Source organism: Paracoccus isoporae, from assembly GCF_900101865.1.
In the GTDB taxonomy this organism is placed as follows: Bacteria; Pseudomonadota; Alphaproteobacteria; order Rhodobacterales; family Rhodobacteraceae; genus Paracoccus; species Paracoccus isoporae.
This window is the reverse complement of the sequence record NZ_FNAH01000001.1, coordinates 23157-43502: the sequence shown is the minus strand read 5'-3', so window position 1 is coordinate 43502 and position 20346 is coordinate 23157. Positions and strand designations below refer to the sequence as shown.

The window sequence follows — 20346 nt, the reverse complement described above, 5'->3', positions numbered from 1 at the left end:
GGCCCCCGTTCCCGTCACCTGATACCGGAACTCCCATGAAGCCCTGGCGCTTGCCCCCCCATCTTCTGCTGCTGTTGCCGGCGGTGCTGATCCTTGCCGCGATCGTGGTGATCCCGCTGGGACTGTCGCTGTGGTCCAGCTTCACCCCGTTCCGGCTGACCCGGCCGGATACGATGTATGACTTCATCGGGCTGAGGAACTATGCCCGGCTGCTGGGGGACGCGCAGTTCTGGTCGGCCTTCGGGCGCACGGTGCTGCTGCTGACGGTCGCGCTCAATCTGGAGATGGTGCTGGGTCTGGGCCTCGCCCTGCTGATCGAGCGGGCAAGCCGGGGGCAGCGCATCCTGCGCACGATCATGATGTTCCCGATGATGTTCTCTCCGGTGCTGGTCGGGTTCCAGTTCAAGTTCATGTTCAACGACAATGTCGGGCTGGTGAACAACGCGCTGCAATCGCTGGGGCTGACGGATCGGGCAATCCCGTGGCTGATCGATCAGAACCTGGCCTTCATCTCGATCATGGTGGCAGAGATCTGGTCGTCCACCGCCGTGTTCGCGATCTTCATCCTGGCCGGGCTGATGGCGATGCCGCGCGACCCGCTGGAGGCCGCGCGCGTCGATGGCTGCACGCCGTGGCAGACCTTTCGCTATGTCACCTGGCCGTTCCTGATGCCGTTTGCGTTCATCGCCATGACCATCCGGTCGCTGGATGTGGCGCGGGCCTATGACATCATCAAGATCATGACCGATGGCGGTCCGGCGCGGCGCACCGAGGTTCTGTGGACGCTGATCTCGCGCACCGCCTATTCGGATGCGCGGATGGGGATGGCGAATGCGATGGCCTATATCGCGATCCTGCTGTCCATCGCGTTCACGCTGATCTTCTTCCGGCAACTCTCGAAAGCGCGGTCCCAGATCGCGGCGGAGTGGTGATGATGGACGCCAATCAAAGCTCTCGCATCCGCAAGCGGCTGACCCGCTGGGCGCTGAATGTCGCGCTGTTCATTGCCATGGCGATCATCTGCCTGCCGGGGCTGTGGATCGTGCTGAACTCGCTGCGCCCCACGGTCGAGATCATGGCCAAGCCGCCGGTCTGGATCCCGCGCGAGCTGAACTTCGATGCCTATGTGGCGATGTTCTCGGGCGTCGGCGCGGGCGGGATCCCGGTGCTGGATTATTTCCGCAACTCGATCATCATCGCCACCACCTCGACCGTGATCGCGCTGGCGGTGGGGATGGCCGGGGGATACGCCTTCGCGCGGTATCGGTTCCGGGGCAAGTCTGGCTGGTTCATCGGTCTGATGCTGACCCGCACCGTGCCGGGCATCGCGCTGTCGCTGCCGCTGTTCTTCCTGTATGCGCGGCTGGGCATCATCGATACGCATTTCGGGCTGATCCTCGCCTATGTGGCGATGAATGTGCCCTTCACCATTTGGCTCATCGACGGGTTTTTCCGGCAGGTGCCGAAGGATCTTTCTGAGGCTGCGCAGATCGACGGCTGCACGCGCTGGCAGGCTTTCTGGCGGGTGGAGTTTCCGCTGGCCCGGCCAGGCATCGCGAGTGCCGGGATCTTCGCCTTCCTGACCGCGTGGAACGAGTTCGCCCTGGCGTCGCAGCTCACGCGGTCCACCAACAGCAAGACCCTGCCGGTGGGGCTGCTGGATTATACTGCCGAATTCACGATCGACTGGCGCGGCATGTGCGCATTGGCCGTGGTGATGATCGTGCCGGCGCTTCTACTGACCTATGCGGTCCAGAAACATCTGGTTTCGGGGCTGACATCGGGCGCAATCAAGGGATAGGGCCGCATGGCAGATCTGAGCCTCAGGCAGTTGGACAAGAAATACGGCAGCTTTCACGCCGTGAAGGGGCTGGACCTCCACGTCGAGGATGGCGAGTTCGTGGCGCTCGTGGGGCCATCAGGCTGCGGGAAATCGACGACGCTGCGCATGATCGCGGGGCTGGAGGAGATCAGCAGCGGCGATATTCTGATCGGCGACCGGGTGGTGAACGATCTGGCGCCGAGACAGCGCAACATCTCGATGGTGTTCCAGTCCTACGCGCTCTACCCGCATATGACGGTGCGCGAGAATATGGGCTTCACGCTGAAGATCGCGGGCCGGCCCGAGGCCGAGATCGAGACGGCGGTGGCCGATGCTGCGCGTGCGCTGGAGATCGAGCCGCTGCTGGATCGCCGCCCGGCGCAGCTCTCGGGCGGGCAGCGGCAGCGCGTCGCCATGGGCCGCGCCATCGTGCGCAACCCGGACGTGTTCCTGTTCGACGAGCCCTTGTCCAATCTGGATGCCAAGCTGCGCGGCCAGATGCGCACCGAGATCAAGCGGCTGCATGCCCGGCTGGGATCGACCGTGGTCTATGTCACCCATGACCAGATCGAGGCGATGACGCTGGCCGACCGGATCGTCATCATGCGCGACGGTCTGATCGAGCAGGCCGGTTCCCCCGACGAGGTGTTCAACCGCCCCGCCACGCGTTTCGTGGCCGGCTTCATCGGCTCGCCGCCGATGAACATGGCCGAGGGCGTGATACAGGACGGGCTGATCCGTTTCGGTGATGGCGAGACGCTGCCGCTGCCCGCGCAGTTCCGCGATGCGGTGACGGCGGGACAGCGCGTGACGCTGGGGCTGCGGCCCGACGACATCTATCCGGTGGGCCACGGGCTTCATGCCGGCGAGGCGGTGGAGACGCGGCCGCTTGAGGTGGCGCTGACCGAGCCGCTCGGCAATGAGACGCTGCTGTTCGTGCGCTTCGGCGGGGTGGAATGGACCAGCCGGATGCTAAATCCGCGCGACCTGCGACGCGGGGAGACGGTCGATTTCCAGATCGACCTGTCGCGCGTCCATCTGTTCGACGGCGAGAGCGGCAGATCGCTGAGGACCGCGTGATGGCCAGGATCGAACGGATCGATCTGGCGATGGTCGACCTGGCCCCAAAGGTCGAGCGCCAGGACGCCATTCAGAGTTTCGTGACCCAGGAAACCCCGATTGTCACCATCACCGACAGTGACGGGGCGCAGGGCACCGGCTATTCCTATACGATCGGCACGGGCGGCTCGTCGGTGATGCGGCTGCTGGCCGATCATCTGTGCCCGCGCATCATCGGCCGCGACCCGACCGAGCTGGAGGCGATCTGGCACGAGCTGGAATTCCTGACCCATGCCACCACGATCGGCGCGATCACCTCGATTGCGCTTGCCGCCATCGACACGGCGCTGTGGGATCTGCGCTGCCGCAAGGCCGGTCTGCCGCTGTGGCGCATGGCGGGCGGGGCGCGGCGCAGCGCGCCCTGCTACACCACCGAGGGCGGCTGGCTGCATCTGCCGGTGGAGGCGATTGTCGAGGATGCGCTGGCGGCCAAGGCGCAGGGATTCACCGGATCGAAGGTCAAGATCGGGCGTCCGGTGCTGGCCGAGGATGTGGCCCGGATCGCCGCGCTGCGCGAGGCGGTGGGCGACGGCTACGAGATCATGACCGACGCCAATCAGGGATTTTCGCGCGATACGGCGCGCAGGCGGGCGGCGGCACTTGCGCCGTTCGGGCTGGCCTGGATCGAGGAGCCGCTGCCGGCGGATGACATTGCCGGCCACGTCGCGTTGTCGCAGGCCTCGGATATTCCGGTGGCGGTGGGCGAATCGCTCTATTCCATCCGGCATTTCGCGGAATACGCGGCGCGCGATGCCTGCGGGATCGTCCAGGTGGACGCGGGGCGGATCGGCGGCATCACGCCCTGGCTGAAGGTCGCGCATATGGCCGAGGGTTTCGACATCCCGGTCTGCCCGCATTTCCTGATGGAGCTGCATGTCAGCCTGGTCTGCGCGGTGCAGAATGGCCGATATGTCGAATATATCCCGCAGCTCGACGAGATCACCCATACCGGGCTGACCATCGAGAACGGCATGGCCATCGCGCCGGAGAGCCCGGGCATCGGCATCGACTGGAACTGGGACGCGATCCGGGCCCGCGCCGTGCCCGAGTTCAACCGCAGCGTCAGGAGGTCCGACACATGATCCGCATGGGCTCTGTCATCGCGCTCAATCCCGACAAGATCGCGCGCTACAAGGAACTTCATGCCAATGCCTGGCCCGGCGTGCTCAAGACGATCACCGAATGCAATATCCGCAATTACGTGATCTATCTGCGCGAGCCGGAGAACCTGCTGTTTTCGCATTTCGAGTATCACGGCACCGATTGGGCGGCCGATCAGGCGAAGATGGCCGCCGATCCGGTGACGCAGGAGTGGTGGTCGGTCTGCGAGCCCTGCCAGAAACCGCTGGCGACGGCGGCGGAAGGGGAGTGGTGGGCGCCGATGGAGGAGGTGTTCTTCCATGAGTGAGTTTCGCGCCGAGGCGCTGCGCCAGCACTGGCCCGCGCCCGAGCGCCGCAGGCCCATCGTGATTTTCGGTGCCGGTTCCATCACCGGCGACGCGCATCTGCCGGCCTATGCCAGGGGCGGCTACGAGGTCGCGGGGATCTATGATCCCGATCCGCAGAAGGTCGCGGCATTGGGGCAGCGCGCATTCGCCTCGGTCGCGGAGGCGGCGGCGGTGCCGGGCGCGGTGTTCGACCTGGCGACCCCGCCGAAAGCACATGCCGGGATCCTGTCGGCGCTGCCCGAGGGGGCGGCGGTGCTGATCCAGAAGCCGATGGGCATGGATCTGACCGGGGCAACCGAGATCCTGGGGATCTGCCGCGCCCGCAGCTTGCAGGCGGCGGTGAATTTCCAGCTTCGCTTCTCGCCGATGATGCTGGCGCTGCGCGACGTTATCGCGCAGGGCTGGCTGGGCGAGGTGGTGGATGTCGAGATGCATGGGGTGATGGCGACGCCCTGGGGCCTGTGGAAATTCCTCGACGGCCTGCCGCGCATCGAGATCACCATGCATTCGATCCATTACCTCGACAGCATCCGCATGTTGCTGGGCGATCCTGCCGGGGTGCATGCGAGAACCATCGGGCATCCGTCCCACAAGGTCGCGCAGACGCGGACATCGGCGATTCTCGATTACGGTGACCGGGTCCGCTGCACGCTGTCGGTCAACCATGACTGGGATTATGGCCGCCCCCACCAGGCCTGCGAAATGCGCGTGGCCGGGACCGAGGGCGCGGCCTATCTGAAATTCGGCGTCAATCTCGATTACCCGAAGGGCGAGCCGGACATCCTGCAGATCCGGCCGTGCGGCGGGGACTGGACCGAGGTGCCGCTGACCGGAGCATGGTTCCCCGACGCCTTCACCAGCCGGATGCACAATCTGCAACGCGCCGCGGAGGGGCAGGAGGCGCTGATCTCTGACGCCGAGGATGGCTGGCGCACGATGGCCCTGGTCGAGGCGGCCTATGCCGCCTCCTCCTGTCCCGCGACCCCGATCGAAAGCCTGGATTGATGGAAATTACCCAATATTACGAGGATATCGAGATCGGCGCCCGCCGCGAGACCTTCGGGCGCACCATCACCGAGACGGATTTCGTCGTGCATGCCGGCCATACCGGGGATTTCTTTCCCCATCACATGGATGCCGAGTTCATGGCGAAAAGCGAGTTCGGCCAGCGGATCGCGCATGGCACGATGGTGTTTGCCATCGGCATCGGGCTGACCGCGACGGTCATCAACCCGGTCGCGTTCTCCTATGGTTACGACCGGCTGCGTTTCGTCCGGCCGGTGTTTATCGGCGACACGATCCGCACCCGCGTCACCGCCGCGCGCAAGCAGGACGATCCGAAGCGCGCCGGGTTCGGCCGGCTGTTCGAGACGGTCGAGGTGCTGAACCAGAACGATCAGGTCGTGCTGGCCTGCGAACATATCTACATCGTCGAGAAGAAGGACACAGCGGCATGAGCGAGCTGAGCGGAAAGACCGTGCTGATTACCGCCGCGGGGCAGGGCATCGGCCGCGCCACCGCCGAGGCGTTTGCCCGTCAGGGCGCGGTGGTCCACGCCACCGACATCAACGAGGCGACGCTGGCGGAGATGGCCGGGCAGGACGGCATCCGCACCCATCGGCTGGACGTGCTGGACGGCGATGCGGTCGCGGCGCTGATCGGCGAGATCGGTCAGGTGGATGTGCTGTTCAACTGCGCGGGCGTGGTCCATGCGGGCTCGATCCTGGAGATGAGCGACGCAGAGTTCGACTTTGCCGTCGATCTGAACGTGCGGGCGATGATCCGCACCATCCGCGCCGTTCTGCCCGGCATGATCGCGCGCGGCGAGGGCTGCATCATCAACATGAGCTCGGTCGCGAGTTCGATCAAAGGCGTGCCGAACCGCTTCGCCTACAGCACCACCAAGGCCGCCGTGCTGGGGCTGACCAAGGCGGTCGCGGCGGATTACGTGACCCAGGGCATCCGCTGCAATGCGATCTGTCCCGGCACGGTGCAGTCGCCATCGCTGGATGAGCGCCTTACCGCGACCGGCGATTACGACAAGGCGCGGCGCGACTTCATTGCGCGCCAGCCGATGGGCCGCATCGGCGAGGCCGGGGAAATCGCGGATCTGGCTGTGTATCTGGCGCAGGCAAGCTATACCACCGGGCAGGCGGTCTGTATCGATGGCGGCTGGACAATCTGAGAAAGAGGACAGAGATGAAACTGGTTCGTTTTGGGGAAAGCGGCGCGGAAAAGCCGGGCGTGATCGACGCGGAAGGCCGGATCCGCGACCTGTCGCAGCATGTCGGCGATCTGGCCGGCAAGGAGATCGACCCGGACGCGCTGTCGCGGCTGGCCGGGATCGAGATCGACTCGCTTCCGCTCGTCGAAGGCACGCCCCGGCTGGGACCCTGCGTCGCCGGCACCGGCAAGTTCATCTGCATCGGGCTGAACTATGCCGATCACGCCGCGGAATCGGGCATGGATGTGCCGCCGGAACCGGTGATCTTCATGAAGGCCAGCTCTGCCATCTGCGGGCCAAATGACCCGATCGTCATCCCGCGCGGCTCCAAGAAGACGGACTGGGAGGTCGAGCTGGCCGTCATCATCGGGCGACATGCCAAGTATGTCTCGGAAGAGGACGCCATGGATTACGTTGCGGGCTATGCCGTGACCAATGACGTGTCCGAGCGGGAGTTCCAGACCGAGCGCGCCGGGCAGTGGACCAAGGGCAAGAGCTGCGACAATTTCGGCCAGATCGGCCCGTGGCTGGTCACGAAGGACGAGATCACTGATCCGCAGAACCTCAAGATGTGGCTGACGGTGAACGGCGAGACCATGCAGGATGGCAGCTCTGCCACCATGGTCTATGGCGTCCGGCATCTGGTCAGCTACCTGTCGCAGTTCATGTCGCTGCATCCGGGCGACGTGATCTCCACCGGCACGCCGCCGGGTGTCGGGCTGGGCATGAAGCCGCCGCGCTATCTGAAGGCGGGCGATGTGGTGGAACTGGGGATCGACGGGCTTGGCAGCCAGCGTCAGGACGTGGTGGCCGACGCATGAAGATCACCGGGCTGCGCACGCATGATCTGCGCTTCCCGTCGCAGGGCGCGTTGGACGGGTCGGATGCGATGAATGCCGATCCGGTCTATTCCGCCGCCTATGTGCTGCTGGAAACCGATGGCGGGGTGGAAGGCCACGGGCTGACCTTTACCATCGGGCGCGGAAACGAGCTGTGCGTGGCCGCGATCCGGGCGCTGTCCGCCCGGATCATCGGGCTGGAACTGGACTGGATCCGCGAGGATCCGGGCCGGTTCTGGCGCCATGTCACCGGCGACAGCCAGCTTCGCTGGGTCGGCCCCGACAAGGGGGTGATCCATCTGGCGACCGGGGCGGTGGTCAACGCGGTCTGGGATCTGTGGGCGCGGGCGGAGGGAAAGCCGGTCTGGCGGCTGGTGGCCGAGATGTCGCCAGCCGATATCCTGAAGATCGTCGATTTCCGCTATCTCACCGACGTGCTGACGCCGGACGACGCGCTCGCGATCCTCGAGGCGGCGGCGGACGGCAAGGCCGAACGCATCGCGGAGCTGGAGCAGAACGGCTATCCCTGCTACACCACCTCGGCCGGATGGCTGGGCTATCCCGATGACAAGCTGCGCCGGCTGTGCCGCGAGGCGCGGGCGCAGGGGTTCAGCCATGTGAAGATGAAGGTGGGGCGCGATCTGGACGACGATATCCGCCGCCTGACCATCGCCCGCGAGGAGCTGGGCGAGGACATCACCATGATGATCGACGCCAATCAGGTCTGGGAGGTCGATCAGGCCATCGACTGGGTGAAGCGCCTGTCCTTTGCCCGACCTTATTTCATTGAGGAACCGACCTCGCCGGACGATATCCTCGGCCATCGCGCCATCCGCGAGGCGGTGGCACCGATCAAGGTGGCGACTGGCGAGATGTGCCAGAACCGCATCATGTTCAAGCAGTTCATCGCCGGCGGCGCGATCGACGTGGTCCAGATCGATGCCTGCCGCCTGGGCGGGCTGAACGAGGTGCTGGCGGTGCAGTTGATGGCGGCCAGGCACGGCCTGCCCGTGTGGCCGCATGCGGGCGGGGTGGGCCTGTGCGAATATGTCCAGCACCTGTCCATGATCGACTATATCGCCGTGGCCGGGAGCAAGCAGGGCCGGGTGATCGAGTTCGTCGACCATCTGCACGAGCATTTCACCGATCCCTGCGTCATCCGCAACGGCGCATATATGGCCCCGTCCCGGCCGGGATTCTCCATCCGGATCAAGGACGAAACGCTGACCGGCTTTGCGCATTCCGGCTGAGGGTCGGCTAGTCTAATCATCCGGCGGGCCGGGTGAAACGATCCGCCGCCCATACAAGCCGCCGCGCGGTCCATGCGGGGCGGCAGGCCCGTCGCCGCGACGCCGCGCCAGAATGCAAAACGGCCCCGCGCGGGGCGGGGCCGGTCTGCGATGCGTGTTGTGTCAGTCCAGATCGAAGGACCACATCAGCGTTTCGCCGGAGGCATCATCGACACCGTCATTGTCGGTGACGATCCAGACCTTGCCCTCGGGCGAGATCGCCATGCCCTCGACCTTGTCCTGCACATAGCCGTTCCAGCGCTGCATGTCGGGGACCAGGTCGCGCACGGTCTCCTTGCTGACCACCGGAAGTTCCCCGTCAAGCGCGACCGGCTGAAGCTCGGCGAGCGGCACGCGGGTCACGGCCTTGAGCGCGGCGCGCTCACCGATCAGGTTGTCACGCTCCAAGAGATAGAGGTGATCGCCGTTGATCGCCAGTTCGGACAGGCCGACCCAGCCTTCGCCGCTGTCGAGCGGATAGCGCACGCCCATCCATTCGCCGGTCGCCGGATCCAGTTGCAGCAGCTTGACCTGGCCTTCGGGATCGTCGCCCCATTCGCGCTGCACGGCGACCCAGACCTTGCCGTCCTGCACGGCGATGCCTTCGAGGCCGAAGCGCTTCTGCTGTTCCAGAAGGCTCTCGGGCAGGCTGTATTCCTCCGTGATCTCCCCATCGGAATTCACGCGCAGCACGGCGTGGGGCACTTCCTTCTTCGGATGACCTTCCGAGGCCAGCCAGAACCCGCCTTCGCCATCCACCGTGATGCCTTCCAGGTCCAGCTTCTCGGCCGGGGCGCCGTCACGGGTGACAACGGTTTTCGCGGAGATCGTCGCGGGCGTCGTCGTGGTGTCGATGGTGAAGATGGCGGGCTGCGTGCTGTAGATGCTGTCGCTGACCGCGTAGAGCGTTTCGGGCGCGGCCGGGTCCATGGTCAGGCCCGACAGCGCGCCCCAGCCGATCAGCGGATCGGAACCGGCGGAGGTGAGCACCGGATAGATCGCGTCACCTTCAGCGCGCTCATAGATCATGACATGGGCGCGGGCGGCATTGTCCTCGACCAGGTCGGCCTCGTTTGCGGTGGCAAACAGGTTGCGCTGCGGGATCGGAACCAGGCCTTCAGGGCCGATCCCCGAGGGCAGCATCTGGAGAAGCTGCGGCGCCGCCGGGTCAGTGGCGTCATAGACGCCGATCACGCTGCCACGTTCGGACGCGACGAAGAGCAGCCGCTGATCGCCATAGGTGGCGACGGTCACCGCCTCGGGTTCGGCACCCTTGTTCTCGGAGCGCTTCTCCGGGTAGTGGCCGATTTCGGCGACGGCGCGGTCGAAGCTGTTGCCGCTGTCATAGACGACCGTGCCGTCCTTGGCGAAGATGGTGAAGCCGCGCGAGCCGCCCTTCCAGTCCCCCTCGTTCGCGACGACGAAATGATCGTTGTCCAGCCATGCCAGCGCATCGGGTTCGCGCGGCACGTCGCTGAGGCTGCCGGTGAAATCGAGCGCGCCTTCTTCGGCGATGTCGATCCCGTCCAGGTCAACCGAACCGGCGCTGAAATCCGACTGCACTGTTCCGTCGGCGCCGATCACGACGATATGGTTGTTTTCTTGCAAGGTAACGGCGATTTCGCCGGCCGCGTTGAAATCGACATATTCGGGTTCGGGATCCTCCGGCGCGACATCGGCCAGCCCGGTCATTTCGATCCGTTCCGCCGCATTGCAATCCACGCCGTCATCGCTGACCGGCAGGCGGACCACGAAGCCCGCCGGCATCTGCGGCAAGCCGCCATCGCCCGCATCCTCGTCGCGCTCGTTCTCGATGGCGACGGCGATCATGCCGCCCGCATCCGAGATGGCGACGCTGTCGGGCTGGCCGCCCAGATCGCAGCTTGCCACGACCTGCTTGCTGGCCAGATCGACCGTGCGCAGCACGCCCGACGGATCGGTGTAGGATTCAGACGTGTTGACCCCGACAAAGGCCTTGTCGCCGCGCACCACGGTGGTGGTCGGCTCGCCTTCCATGTCGATATTGCCGAGCGGCTTGGGCATGCGCGGATCGGTGATGTCGATCATGCCGATCGCGCCGAGCGGGCTGTCCGAATAGATCAGCGTGTTGCCGTTTTCGGTGACGGCCATGATCTCGGCCGAGCTTTCGCGCGCCGTGTCCTCGCCTTCGGCCATGTTGCGGATGGTGGGGAAGGCGGCGACGCGGTTGAAGTTCGGCTCAGCCAGGGCCGGAAGCGCGGCCGCAAGTGCGACGCCGGAGGTCAACATTCTGCGGAAAATCATGGGGTTCCTCGTGTTTCGTTCTCCCCCGCTGTTTCGCCCCTGCCTGTGACGGTGAGGTTACGCGACGGTGACAGATTCGTGACGCCGGCGGTTTCACGTTCCGGCTGCGTATTTTTTTGGCATAAACTAAATGAATAATCATATTTATGCTTTTAAACGAACAACTGTTTTATTGATTATTCATCATAAAGTTTACGCTGCGTAAACGAGACTAATTCAAAAACTCAAATTCAAAAATGAACTCCAGAAAATTCCGATAAGATGAGTCGGTCCGTCCAGAGCCCAAATGCCGGTGATTCCATTTCATGGAATTTACCGAACCTATCTAAAAGTATAATCGGTTAACATGTTGTGGCCATTTTTCTAACTCAAAAGACAGGTCATTGAGAAGTTTGGCATATTTATTTAGCCATAATCATGGCCTAGTTTAAAAAAACTTGGGAAACACCGTGTTAGCGCCGGTCGTCAGATTCAGTGCGGGGTCACGCCCGGCCCTTATGGGTGTTTCCTATTGTTTCTGAATGATGGGATGAATTTTATGGCGACCTATACGTGGTACCTCACCGAAGCCGTTCCCGACGCCGGAGGGACAGGCTGGGATACGGGAACATCCAACCAGGTGAAGGTTTTCTTCGGGACGGAGGATCAGTGGGATCTGCTGACACCAGTTCAGCAAGCCGAGTACGACATTAAGATCTTGGATGGTTACGACGGCGCGGCACCTGACGGGCTGGTTGATGGTGACGAGCTGAAGGAGGCAATGCAGCTGTATTCCACCACCAACAAGCTCGGTTACAACTTCCCGAACAATTCCGGCTATCTCGGAACCGACGCGATCGATTTGGACGGCAATCCTGCCACCCCGGATCAGGCTTCGGTGGGTATGGCAGTGGACGGCAAAAGTATCCAGTCGTCGAAAGAAATCGTGATTATCTCGCTCGAGCAGATCACACATGAGCCGATAGTGTCAGAATACAAGCCTGGCTCGGGGAATTTTACGGCGTTCGATCCCGGCACGCTGCTGCCGCCGCCGGATGATTGTCTGGTCTGCGGCAGCCTCATCCGCACCGCGGACGGCGAAAAGCTGGTCGAGGATCTGATGGCCGGCGATCTGGTGCTGACGGCGGATCACGGATTGCAGCCCGTCAAGATGGTGAAGTCGTCTGTCGTCACCGAAGGTCGGCTTGCCGGCAACCCGGCGCTCTGTCCGATCCGCATTCGTGCCGGCGCGCTTGGTCAGGGGCTGCCACAGCAGGATCTGCTGGTCAGCCAGCAGCATCGCATCCTGGTCCGTTCCAAGATCGCATCGCGCATGTTCGGCGTGCCGGAGGCGCTCGTCGCGGCCAAGCAGCTTCTCTATATCGACGGGATCGAGTTGGCCGAGGATGTGACCGAGTTCGAATACTTCCACATCCTGTTCGACCGCCACGAGATCATCTATGCCAACGGCGCGGCGACCGAGAGCCTGTATCTCGGCACCGAATGCATGAAGCATATGCGTCCCCTGCTGCGCGAAGAGATCCTGACGATCTTCCCCGAGCTGAAAGACAGCACTGCCGAGATCGAGCCGGCCCGGCTGCTGGTCCCCGGCGTGCGGGGGCGTCGCCTGGCGCAGCGCCACGGCGACAATCACCAGGAACTGGTCGGCTGAGGGGCCGCTGACCGGCGGGGTCACAGGGCGCGCGCGGGCGCGCGCGCCCTGGCCCTAATCGCGCTCCTGCCGCCAGGCGGTGGCTTTCTCGCGGCCGTGGCGCATCTCCGATTCAAGCTGTTCGTTCATCCGCTTGGACAGCTCCACGAACTCCGCGTTTTCATGGGCCGGGACACCGGGGCGATAGGCTTCGGCCAGGGCCCGGACATGGGTCTTGTCGGATTCGACGAACTGGGCGGTCATCGCCTCGGCCTCCTCCCGCGTAAAGCCGAGCGCCTCATAGGCCGAGCGGCCGGTGCGGATGGCGCTGTCGAAGGTCTCGCGGATGATGTCGTCGGCACCCGCCTGATAGAGCTCGTAGGTGTGGATGCGGTCATAGGCCCGCGCGATCACATGGACATGCGGGTGATTGCGCTTCACATGCTCCACGATCTGCGTGGTCTGCTCCTGCCGGTCAATGGCGACGATCAGAAGCCGTGCCTCGTCTATGCCCGCGGCGTGCAGAAGGTCGGGGCGGGTCGCGTCGCCGAAATAGGCATGGATGCCGAAGGCGCGCAGCATTTCAAGCTGGCGGGACGAGAAATCGACCACCACAATGTCCTTGCCGATGCTGCGCAGCATGCGGGCGATGCTGCCGCCGAACCGGCCATGCCCGGCGACGATGATCCGCGCCGGGCGGTCGATTTCGTCGGCCTCCTGCTTCTGTCCCTCGGTGAAATGCGGGCTGATGACCCGGTCATAGAGGATGAACAGAAGCGGTGTCAGCAGCATCGACAGCGCCACGATCAGCAGGGCGAGATCCGCGGTGCCCTGCGGGATCACGTTATTGGAGACGGTGAAGGACAGCAGCACGAACCCGAACTCGCCCGCCTGCGCGAGGCTGAGCGCGAACAGCCAGCGGTCGCTGCCGCTGATCCCGAACAGCCGCGCCAGAACCAGCAGGATCCCGGCTTTGAGCAGGATCAGCCCCAGCGTGAGCGTGACGACGATCAGCGCGTTTTCCGCCAGCAGCGTGAAGTCGATCCCCGCCCCCACCGTCATGAAGAACAGCCCCAGAAGAAGACCACGAAACGGGTCGATGTCGCTCTCCAGCTCGTGCCGGTATTCGCTGCCCGCCAGAACCACCCCGGCCAGGAAGGTGCCAAGCGCGGGCGACAGGCCGACAAGCGACATCAGCAGGCCGATACCCACGACGATGGCAAGTGCGGTGGCGGTGAACAATTCGCGCAGATTGGCCATTGCGACGAAGCGGAACAGCGGCCGCGTCAGCACCGTGCCGGCGAAGATCACGAAGGCGATTGCGGCGACGGTGACAAGCGCTGTCTGCCACCCGGCCAGCCCGGCCACGAGGCTGAGCGTTTCGGCGCTTTCCGCGCCATGCGACTCGCCGCCCCCGGCGGCCTCCGGCGCGGATTGCGAGATCGCCAGCAGCGGCAGAAGCGCCAGCATCGGGATGACCGCGATGTCCTGGAACAGCAGCACCGAGAAGGCTGACTGCCCGCCATCCGACCGCATCAGCCCCTTCTCGTTGAGCGTTTGCAGCACGATCGCGGTGGAGGAGAGCGCAAAGACCAGCCCCAATGCCAGCGAGACGTTCCAGGACAGCCCAAGCGCGATGGCAACGCCAGCCACCAGCCCCGCTGTCACCATGACCTGCAACCCGCCCAGCCCCAGCAGCCGGGCGCGCATCGACCACAGCAGCCGCGGCTCCAGCTCCAGCCCGACCAGGAACAGCATCATGACCACGCCGAACTCGGCGAAATGCTGGACGGCGATCACATCGACATTCAGCCATTGCAGCACCGGCGAGATCGCGATCCCGGCGACCAGGTAGCCGAGCACGGACCCCAGCCCGAACCGCGTCGCGATGGGCACGGCGATGATGCCCGCGATCAGGAACACGGTGGCGAGCATCAGGAATCCGGTCATGGCAACTGCCCTTTGCAACTGGTGACGACATTGCGGGCGGCAAGGCCGCGCGCCTGAGAAGTTCTACAGTGTGGCGATTGCGCGTCCAGACCCTATCTGTGTCGGCCCCGTCCCCGTGGCCCGACGACCCGCGCCTGTCAGGCCACGCGCTGCCCGCGCACCCAGGTCTCGCGCAGCGCCGGTGTGCCCTCGACCAGCCGGAACCGGATCAGATCGGCGCGCAGTCCCGGCGCGATCCGGCCGCGATCGGACAGGCCCGCGGCCTCGGCCGGGGTGGCGGTGACGCAGCGCATTGCGCGGGGCCAGTCATTCCAGATCCGCGCCAGCAATGCGGCGGCAGAGAGCAGCGCCGAGGGCACGTAATCGGAGCTGACGATATCCATCAGATTTTCCTCTGCCAGCTCCCGCGCCGTGACATTGCCCGAATGCGATCCGCCCCGGATCAGGTTCGGCGCGCCCATGATGGTGCGGATGTCGTGGCGATGGCAGGCGATGGCCGCCGCGCGCGTCGTCGGAAACTCGGCCAGGCGGATGCCATGCGCGGCGGATTGCGCCACCTCTGCCTCGGTCGAATCGTCGTGGCTGGCCAGCACCGCCCCGACCTCGCGGGCGAAGCGGACGGCGCCCGCCTCATGCGCGGCACCGTTGCGCGCCGACAGCTCGCGCAGCTCGCGAAAATACGCGGCGATCTCGCCATCCTGCATCTGCACCTTGCTGCGCAGATAGGTTTCCAGCGCGGCTGTGTCGCGGAACTGCCGCTGGCCGGGCGTATGGTCCATCATGCTGATAAGGCCGATCCGGTCATCCGGTCCGAACGCGGCCAGCTCCTCCAGCAGACTCTCGCAGCACATCTCGGCGCGCAGGTGGAGGTAATGGCTGATCCGCAATTCCTGCCCGTCGATCTGGGCCAGCAGTTCCGAGGCGAGCTGGCGGGCATAGGGCGCATAATCCTTGCGCGAAGGGATCGAGCCGACGCGCATCGCGTCGAACACGGTGGTGATCCCGCAACCGGCCAGCTCGGCGTCATGGGCGTAGATGGCGGCGGCATGGGGCCAGTCCACCCCCGGTCGGGGCTGGATATGACGTTCCAGATTGTCGGTGTGCAATTCGACCAGCCCGGGCGCCAGATGCTCGCCCGCGCAGTCGATGGCGCTGCGCGGTGCCGTGCCCTCGCCGATTTCCGCGATGCGCCCGTCGCGGATCACCAGATGGCCTTTTCGCACCTGATCGGGCAGGATCAGCGCCGCATGGGCCAGCACGGTTTCTTGCATGACGATATCCAGAGGTTCGGGAACATGGACGCTTACCGCAGATTCGCCATCTATTACACCCCGCCACCGGGTGAATTCGCGGATTTCGGTGCGTCATGGCTGGGATGGGATCCGCGGTCTGTTCGCGCGGTGGCGCAGCCGGAGATCTCCGGGCTCGATCCAGGACGCATCACCCAGGCGCCGCGGAAATACGGGTTTCATGCCACGCTGAAAGCGCCCTTCCGGCTGCATCCTGATCGCCGTGCCGAGGGGCTGGAGGCGGCGGTGAGGGCAGTGGCCGGGCGGCTTTCGCCGGTGACGCTTTCCGGCCTCAAGCTCAGCCGGATCGGATCGTTTCTCGCGCTGACGCCCCAGGGCGATCCGGCCGCGCTGAACCGGCTTGCGGGCGAGATCGTCACCGGGCTGGATGACTGGCGCGCGCCGCTGAGCGATGCCGAGATCGCGCGGCGCCGGCCCGAAAGCCTGAGCGCGATGCAGCGCCGTTATCTGGACAAATGGGGCTATCCCTATGTGCTGGACGAATTTCGCTTTCACATGACGCTGACCGGGCCGCTTGACGCATCAGATGCCCAGACCGTGCGAGCCGCCCTTGTGCCGCGACTGGCATTGCTGCCGGAGCCGTTCGTGATCGATGCAATCAGCCTGGTGGGAGAGGCCGGGGATGGCCGGTTTCATCTGATCCGGCGCATCGCGCTATAACCAGTTCTTCCAGCGCAGCAGCAGATATGTTCCGACGAAGGTGGCGGCCATGAGGCCGAGCGCCCATTCATAGCCGAACTGCCAGTCCAGCTCGGGCATCCCGTTGAAGTTCATCCCGTAGGTCGAGGCGATCAGCGTCGGCGGCAGGAACAGCGCCGCCACGACAGACAGGACGCGCACGATGTCGCTTTGCTGCAGGCTGATCATCCCCATCGCGGCATCGACCGACAGGCTGACCCGCGTGGACAGGAAGTCGGCATGTTCCTCCAGCGCCTGCACATCGCGCTGATGGCCCTTCAGGATCGGTTTCAGCCGGTTGCCGTCCGCGGTCTTGCCCTGGGTGGCGGAATAGAAGCTGAGCACGCGCTCCAGCGACAGAAGGCCGAGCCGCACGCGCGAGATCACCTCCGACTCCCGGCCGATGGTTTCCAGCGCCGATTGCAGCAGCAGGGGGCGCTGCCTGGCCTGCGGGCGGAACACGTCGCTGACCGTCTTGTCCAGCACATGCCCGGCGGATTCCAGCAGGTCGGCCAGCCGTGCGATGATTTCCTCGATCAGGCCCAGAAAGATGCGATCGACGCTCTGCACGCCGCTGGCGGACCGCGCCGCCCGGTCGGGAAAGCTGTCGAAGGGGCGCGGCGCATGGTGGCGCACCGTGACGAGGCGCGAGGGACCGAGAATGAACGTCACCGGACCGGACACCGGCTCGCCATCCGGGGTGGAGCCCGGCAGCATCGCCGTCATGTGCAGGCTGTCCTCATCGAGATAGAGCCGCGACGAGATCTCGATCTCGACCATGTCGTCAAGCGTGGGAATGTCGATGCCCAGATCGACGACGGCCTGCACCTGCTCGGGCATCGGCCGGTACAGGTCGATCCAGACGGCCTCCTCCAGCCCGTCGCGCGGCGGGATCAGGGAAAGTTGATCGTTTTCGCGGTGATAGGCGCGCAGCATCCGGGTCCCCTTACAGGTGCCCTTCGTGACCAGAGGCGGTCAGGCCGTCAAGGCATTTCCGTTCGCCGGGGGGCAGGGATCGCGGAAAACGGTTCGCTTCCCCCTCGGGAAGAGCCGGATACGAGGGCGCACCCGCGCTGGTTGATGTTAAACGAAAGCTATATCACATTCGATTTCGAGATAGCTGAACACCGTTCAATAAACTTACGCCAACCTACCCTTTTCGGCAATTTCCTTGCTACAACATGTCCAAATAGACAGGCCGAGCGGGCGAATTAAGGTCTACGAATCAAAGAATGTTTGCTATTTTCACATTGTGTAAAGAGTGATGGTGTTTGAGTGGCGGCCGTGTCGGGAGACACGGCCGCGGCTGCATAAAAAAGGACGCCCGGCGGGGCGTCCTTCTGCATTTCGGAATTCCGTTCCACTCAGGTCTTGTCGCGGAAGAAATCATCGAGCTGGTTGTCAGCCTCGTCCTTCGACCAGCCGTATTTCTCTTGCAAACGGCCGGACAGCTTGTCCTTCTTGCCGCCCGCTTCCGTCAACTCGTCATCGGTCAGGTCGCCCCATTTTTCCTTCACGGAGCCCTTGAGTTGGTCCCATTTGCCTTCAACGACATCCCAGTTCATGGAGTATCCTTTCACTTGCTCGCATACGGCAACACAACGCGAGCGGGATGGCCGGGTTCCGCCAAACCGCGCCGAATCCTGCGATCCGGTCAGTTCACCAGGTCGGGCAGGGGGCGCGATTCCTCGAAGGCGATCAGGTTGTTGAGCGCGCGCATCGCCATCTCTGTCCGCGTATCCTCGACCGCCGTGCCCAGATGCGGCAGCAGCACGGCATTGTCCAACGCCCGCAGAGCGTCGGGGATCTGCGGCTCCTGCTCGAACACGTCCAGTCCGGCCGCCCTGATCCGGCCATCCGACAGCGCCCGGATCAGCGCGGCCTCGTCGATCACGTCGCCGCGCGAGATGTTCACGATGATCCCGTTCGGGCCAAGCGCCTCCAGCTCCTCGGCGCCGATCAGATGATGGGTTCCCGATTCGCCCGGCACTGCCAGCACGACGAAGTCGGATTGCCGCATCACGTCGCGGATCTCGGGGAGCTGCCGCGCCGGGAAGTCGAGCGAGGACAGGTGCGAGCGATTGAAGAACACCACCCGCATGTCGAAGCCCAGATGCATCCGGCGGGCGATGGTCCGCCCGATCCGGCCCATGCCGATCACGCCCAGCGTCCGGCCCGACACCTTGCTGCCCAGCATTTGCGTCGGGTTCCAGCCGGTCCATTCGCCGCTGCGCGCCAGCCGCTCGCCCTCGCCGGCGCGCCGGGCGGTCATCATCAGCAGGGTGACGGCCAGCTCGGCGGTGGAGTCGGTGACCACATCGGGCGTGTTGGTGACATCGATCCCCGCCGCGCGCGCCGCGCCGGTGTCGATGTGATTGTATCCGGCCCCGAAATTCGCCAACAGCTTCGTGCGCGGCGGTGCCGCATCGAAGGCGGCGGCCTGAAACGCATCGCCCAGTGTCGGCATGATGAGATCATATTCCGCCAATGCGGATTTGACCTCGTCCAGCGTCATCGGCGTGTTGCTGTCGCGGAAATCCGCTTCGAACCGGGCCGAGATCGCCGCCTCGGCGCCTTGTGTCATGGGACGTGTCACGAGCAGTTTCATCAGAACATCCTTCCGCCAGTTGCAACCTCTTGATCCGGGCCGATCAGCACCACCTCGCCCGCCGCGTCGGGAAGGCCGAGCACCAGCACCTCGGACATGAACCTGCCGATCTGCCGCGGGGGAAAGTTTACGACGGCCAGCACCTGCCGGCCAACCAGTTCCTCGGGACGGTAATGGGCGGTGAGCTGGGCCGAGCTCTTGCGCGTGCCGATCTCGTCCCCGAAATCCAGCCACAGCTTGATCGCCGGTTTGCGCGCCTCCGGGTAGGGCTCGGCATGGGTGATCCGCCCGACGCGGATATCGACCTTCTGGAAGTCGTCGAAGCTGATCGTCACCGGCCCAACTCCCGCGACCTGTCGGCGGCGGCCGCGACGGTGCGCGCCATCAGCGGGACAAGCCCGGCCTTCGCGTCCATCAACTGCGCAAGCCCCGCCGCCGTCGTGCCGCCGGGTGAGGTCACGGCCTCGCGCAGCGCGGCGGGGGGCGTGTCGTCATGCATCGCCAGCGCCCCGGCCCCGGCCACGGTGGCGCGGGCCAGATTCAGCGCCAGATCTGCGGGCAGTCCCTGCGCGATGCCGGCCTGGGTCATCGCCTCGATCATGTGGAAGACATAGGCCGGGCCGGAGCCGGACAGCGCCGTGACCGCATCCATCTGGGCTTCGTCGGACAGGCGCACCACCTCTCCGACGACCGACAGCAGCGCCTCGGCCATCTCCAGCGCCGCGCGCCCGGCCGCCGCGTTGCCGATGATGGCGGTGATGCCTCGGCCGATGGCTGCGGGGGTGTTGGGCATGGCGCGCACGATCCGCGCACCGGGGAAGGCCATTGCGTAACGGTCCAGCGTGACCCCGGCCGCGACGGAAAGCAGCAGCGTGTCGGGTCCGATCGGCAGACCGGACAACACATCGCCGATCATCTGCGGCTTGACGGCCAGCACCAGCACGGCGGGATTGTCAGGAGGCTGCCGGTTCAGCCGGACCCCGCGTTCCGCCCAAGCGGGATCGGCATTCGGGTCGCTCACGGTGACGGAAGAGGGCGCGATCCCGCTGTTGAGCCAGCCGGTCAGCATCGCGCCGCCCATGCGCCCGCAGCCGATCAGCACCAGACCGCGCCTGTTGATCTCGTCAAAATCCATCATGCCCCCTG

General features: G+C 64.9%; 20 protein-coding genes. 12 read left to right on the top strand and 8 right to left on the bottom strand.

Going from position 1 to position 20346, the window contains the following annotated elements; genetic code table 11:
* Positions 1-35 precede the first annotated feature (35 nt).
* Genes BLT73_RS00210 through BLT73_RS00165 form a run of 10 tightly spaced genes read left to right on the top strand, consistent with a single transcriptional unit; the run spans position 36 to position 8702 of the window.
* Complete coding sequence (locus tag BLT73_RS00210; protein WP_090519854.1) at positions 36-932, top strand: carbohydrate ABC transporter permease; 897 nt, start codon at positions 36-38, stop codon at positions 930-932.
* Entirely contained in the window at positions 932-1801 is an 870-nt protein-coding gene (locus tag BLT73_RS00205) for a carbohydrate ABC transporter permease (protein WP_245726872.1), read from the top strand. Before BLT73_RS00210 ends, BLT73_RS00205 begins: the two co-directional genes overlap by 1 nt.
* Positions 1802-1807: 6 nt before the next feature.
* Positions 1808-2902, top strand: coding sequence for an ABC transporter ATP-binding protein (locus BLT73_RS00200; protein ID WP_090519852.1), 1095 nt, complete (start codon positions 1808-1810; stop codon positions 2900-2902).
* Positions 2902-4023 carry a mandelate racemase/muconate lactonizing enzyme family protein gene (locus tag BLT73_RS00195; RefSeq protein ID WP_090519851.1) on the top strand — a complete coding sequence of 374 codons (1122 nt, stop codon included), beginning with the start codon at positions 2902-2904 and terminating at the stop codon, positions 4021-4023. Before BLT73_RS00200 ends, BLT73_RS00195 begins: the two co-directional genes overlap by 1 nt.
* Entirely contained in the window at positions 4020-4349 is a 330-nt protein-coding gene (locus BLT73_RS00190; protein ID WP_090519849.1) for an L-rhamnose mutarotase, read from the top strand. The genes BLT73_RS00195 and BLT73_RS00190 overlap by 4 nt, the downstream gene beginning before the upstream one ends.
* Entirely contained in the window at positions 4342-5394 is a 1053-nt protein-coding gene (locus BLT73_RS00185) for a Gfo/Idh/MocA family protein (RefSeq protein ID WP_090519848.1), read from the top strand. Before BLT73_RS00190 ends, BLT73_RS00185 begins: the two co-directional genes overlap by 8 nt.
* Entirely contained in the window at positions 5394-5846 is a 453-nt protein-coding gene (locus tag BLT73_RS00180; protein WP_090519846.1) for a MaoC/PaaZ C-terminal domain-containing protein, read from the top strand. Before BLT73_RS00185 ends, BLT73_RS00180 begins: the two co-directional genes overlap by 1 nt.
* Entirely contained in the window at positions 5843-6574 is a 732-nt protein-coding gene (locus BLT73_RS00175; RefSeq protein ID WP_090519844.1) for an SDR family oxidoreductase, read from the top strand. The genes BLT73_RS00180 and BLT73_RS00175 overlap by 4 nt, the downstream gene beginning before the upstream one ends.
* A gap of 14 nt (positions 6575-6588) precedes the next feature.
* Positions 6589-7434 (top strand): fumarylacetoacetate hydrolase family protein, encoded by an 846-nt coding sequence (locus BLT73_RS00170; protein WP_090519842.1) that lies wholly within the window; start codon positions 6589-6591, stop codon positions 7432-7434.
* Positions 7431-8702, top strand: coding sequence for an L-fuconate dehydratase (locus tag BLT73_RS00165; RefSeq protein ID WP_090519839.1), 1272 nt, complete (start codon positions 7431-7433; stop codon positions 8700-8702). Before BLT73_RS00170 ends, BLT73_RS00165 begins: the two co-directional genes overlap by 4 nt.
* A 162-nt stretch (positions 8703-8864) precedes the next feature.
* Here BLT73_RS00165 and BLT73_RS00160 read toward each other — a convergent pair whose 3' ends face one another.
* Complete coding sequence (locus tag BLT73_RS00160) at positions 8865-11024, bottom strand: esterase-like activity of phytase family protein (protein ID WP_090519837.1); 2160 nt, start codon at positions 11022-11024, stop codon at positions 8865-8867.
* A gap of 538 nt (positions 11025-11562) precedes the next feature.
* Between BLT73_RS00160 and BLT73_RS00155 the strand changes: the two genes are divergently transcribed.
* Positions 11563-12675: a Hint domain-containing protein gene (locus BLT73_RS00155; protein WP_245726870.1), complete on the top strand. Its 1113-nt coding sequence runs from the start codon at positions 11563-11565 to the stop codon at positions 12673-12675.
* A gap of 54 nt (positions 12676-12729) precedes the next feature.
* Here the strand turns inward: BLT73_RS00155 and BLT73_RS00150 are convergent, their stop codons facing one another.
* A complete protein-coding gene (locus BLT73_RS00150; RefSeq protein WP_090519835.1) occupies positions 12730-14604 on the bottom strand; it encodes a cation:proton antiporter domain-containing protein in 1875 nt (624 codons plus the stop codon).
* A 137-nt stretch (positions 14605-14741) separates the two neighbouring features.
* Entirely contained in the window at positions 14742-15875 is a 1134-nt protein-coding gene (locus BLT73_RS00145; RefSeq protein WP_090519832.1) for an alpha-D-ribose 1-methylphosphonate 5-triphosphate diphosphatase, read from the bottom strand.
* A 24-nt stretch (positions 15876-15899) separates the two neighbouring features.
* Here BLT73_RS00145 and BLT73_RS00140 point away from each other — a divergent pair, with 24 nt between their 5' ends.
* Positions 15900-16574 (top strand): DUF1045 domain-containing protein, encoded by a 675-nt coding sequence (locus tag BLT73_RS00140; RefSeq protein ID WP_090519830.1) that lies wholly within the window; start codon positions 15900-15902, stop codon positions 16572-16574.
* On the opposite strand, the gene BLT73_RS00135 is transcribed toward BLT73_RS00140, so the two are convergent.
* The 5 genes from BLT73_RS00135 to proC form a co-directional block, all read right to left on the bottom strand.
* Positions 16569-17528: a magnesium transporter CorA family protein gene (locus BLT73_RS00135; RefSeq protein ID WP_090519828.1), complete on the bottom strand. Its 960-nt coding sequence runs from the start codon at positions 17526-17528 to the stop codon at positions 16569-16571. The genes BLT73_RS00140 and BLT73_RS00135 overlap by 6 nt on opposite strands.
* A 428-nt stretch (positions 17529-17956) precedes the next feature.
* Complete coding sequence (locus tag BLT73_RS00130) at positions 17957-18157, bottom strand: CsbD family protein (protein ID WP_090519826.1); 201 nt, start codon at positions 18155-18157, stop codon at positions 17957-17959.
* A gap of 89 nt (positions 18158-18246) precedes the next feature.
* Positions 18247-19200 carry a 2-hydroxyacid dehydrogenase gene (locus BLT73_RS00125; RefSeq protein ID WP_090519824.1) on the bottom strand — a complete coding sequence of 318 codons (954 nt, stop codon included), beginning with the start codon at positions 19198-19200 and terminating at the stop codon, positions 18247-18249.
* Positions 19200-19535: a tRNA-binding protein gene (locus tag BLT73_RS00120; RefSeq protein ID WP_090519822.1), complete on the bottom strand. Its 336-nt coding sequence runs from the start codon at positions 19533-19535 to the stop codon at positions 19200-19202. Before BLT73_RS00120 ends, BLT73_RS00125 begins: the two co-directional genes overlap by 1 nt.
* Entirely contained in the window at positions 19532-20335 is an 804-nt protein-coding gene (gene proC / locus BLT73_RS00115) for a pyrroline-5-carboxylate reductase (protein ID WP_090520867.1), read from the bottom strand. Before proC ends, BLT73_RS00120 begins: the two co-directional genes overlap by 4 nt.
* Between the last annotated feature and the right edge of the window lie 11 nt (positions 20336-20346).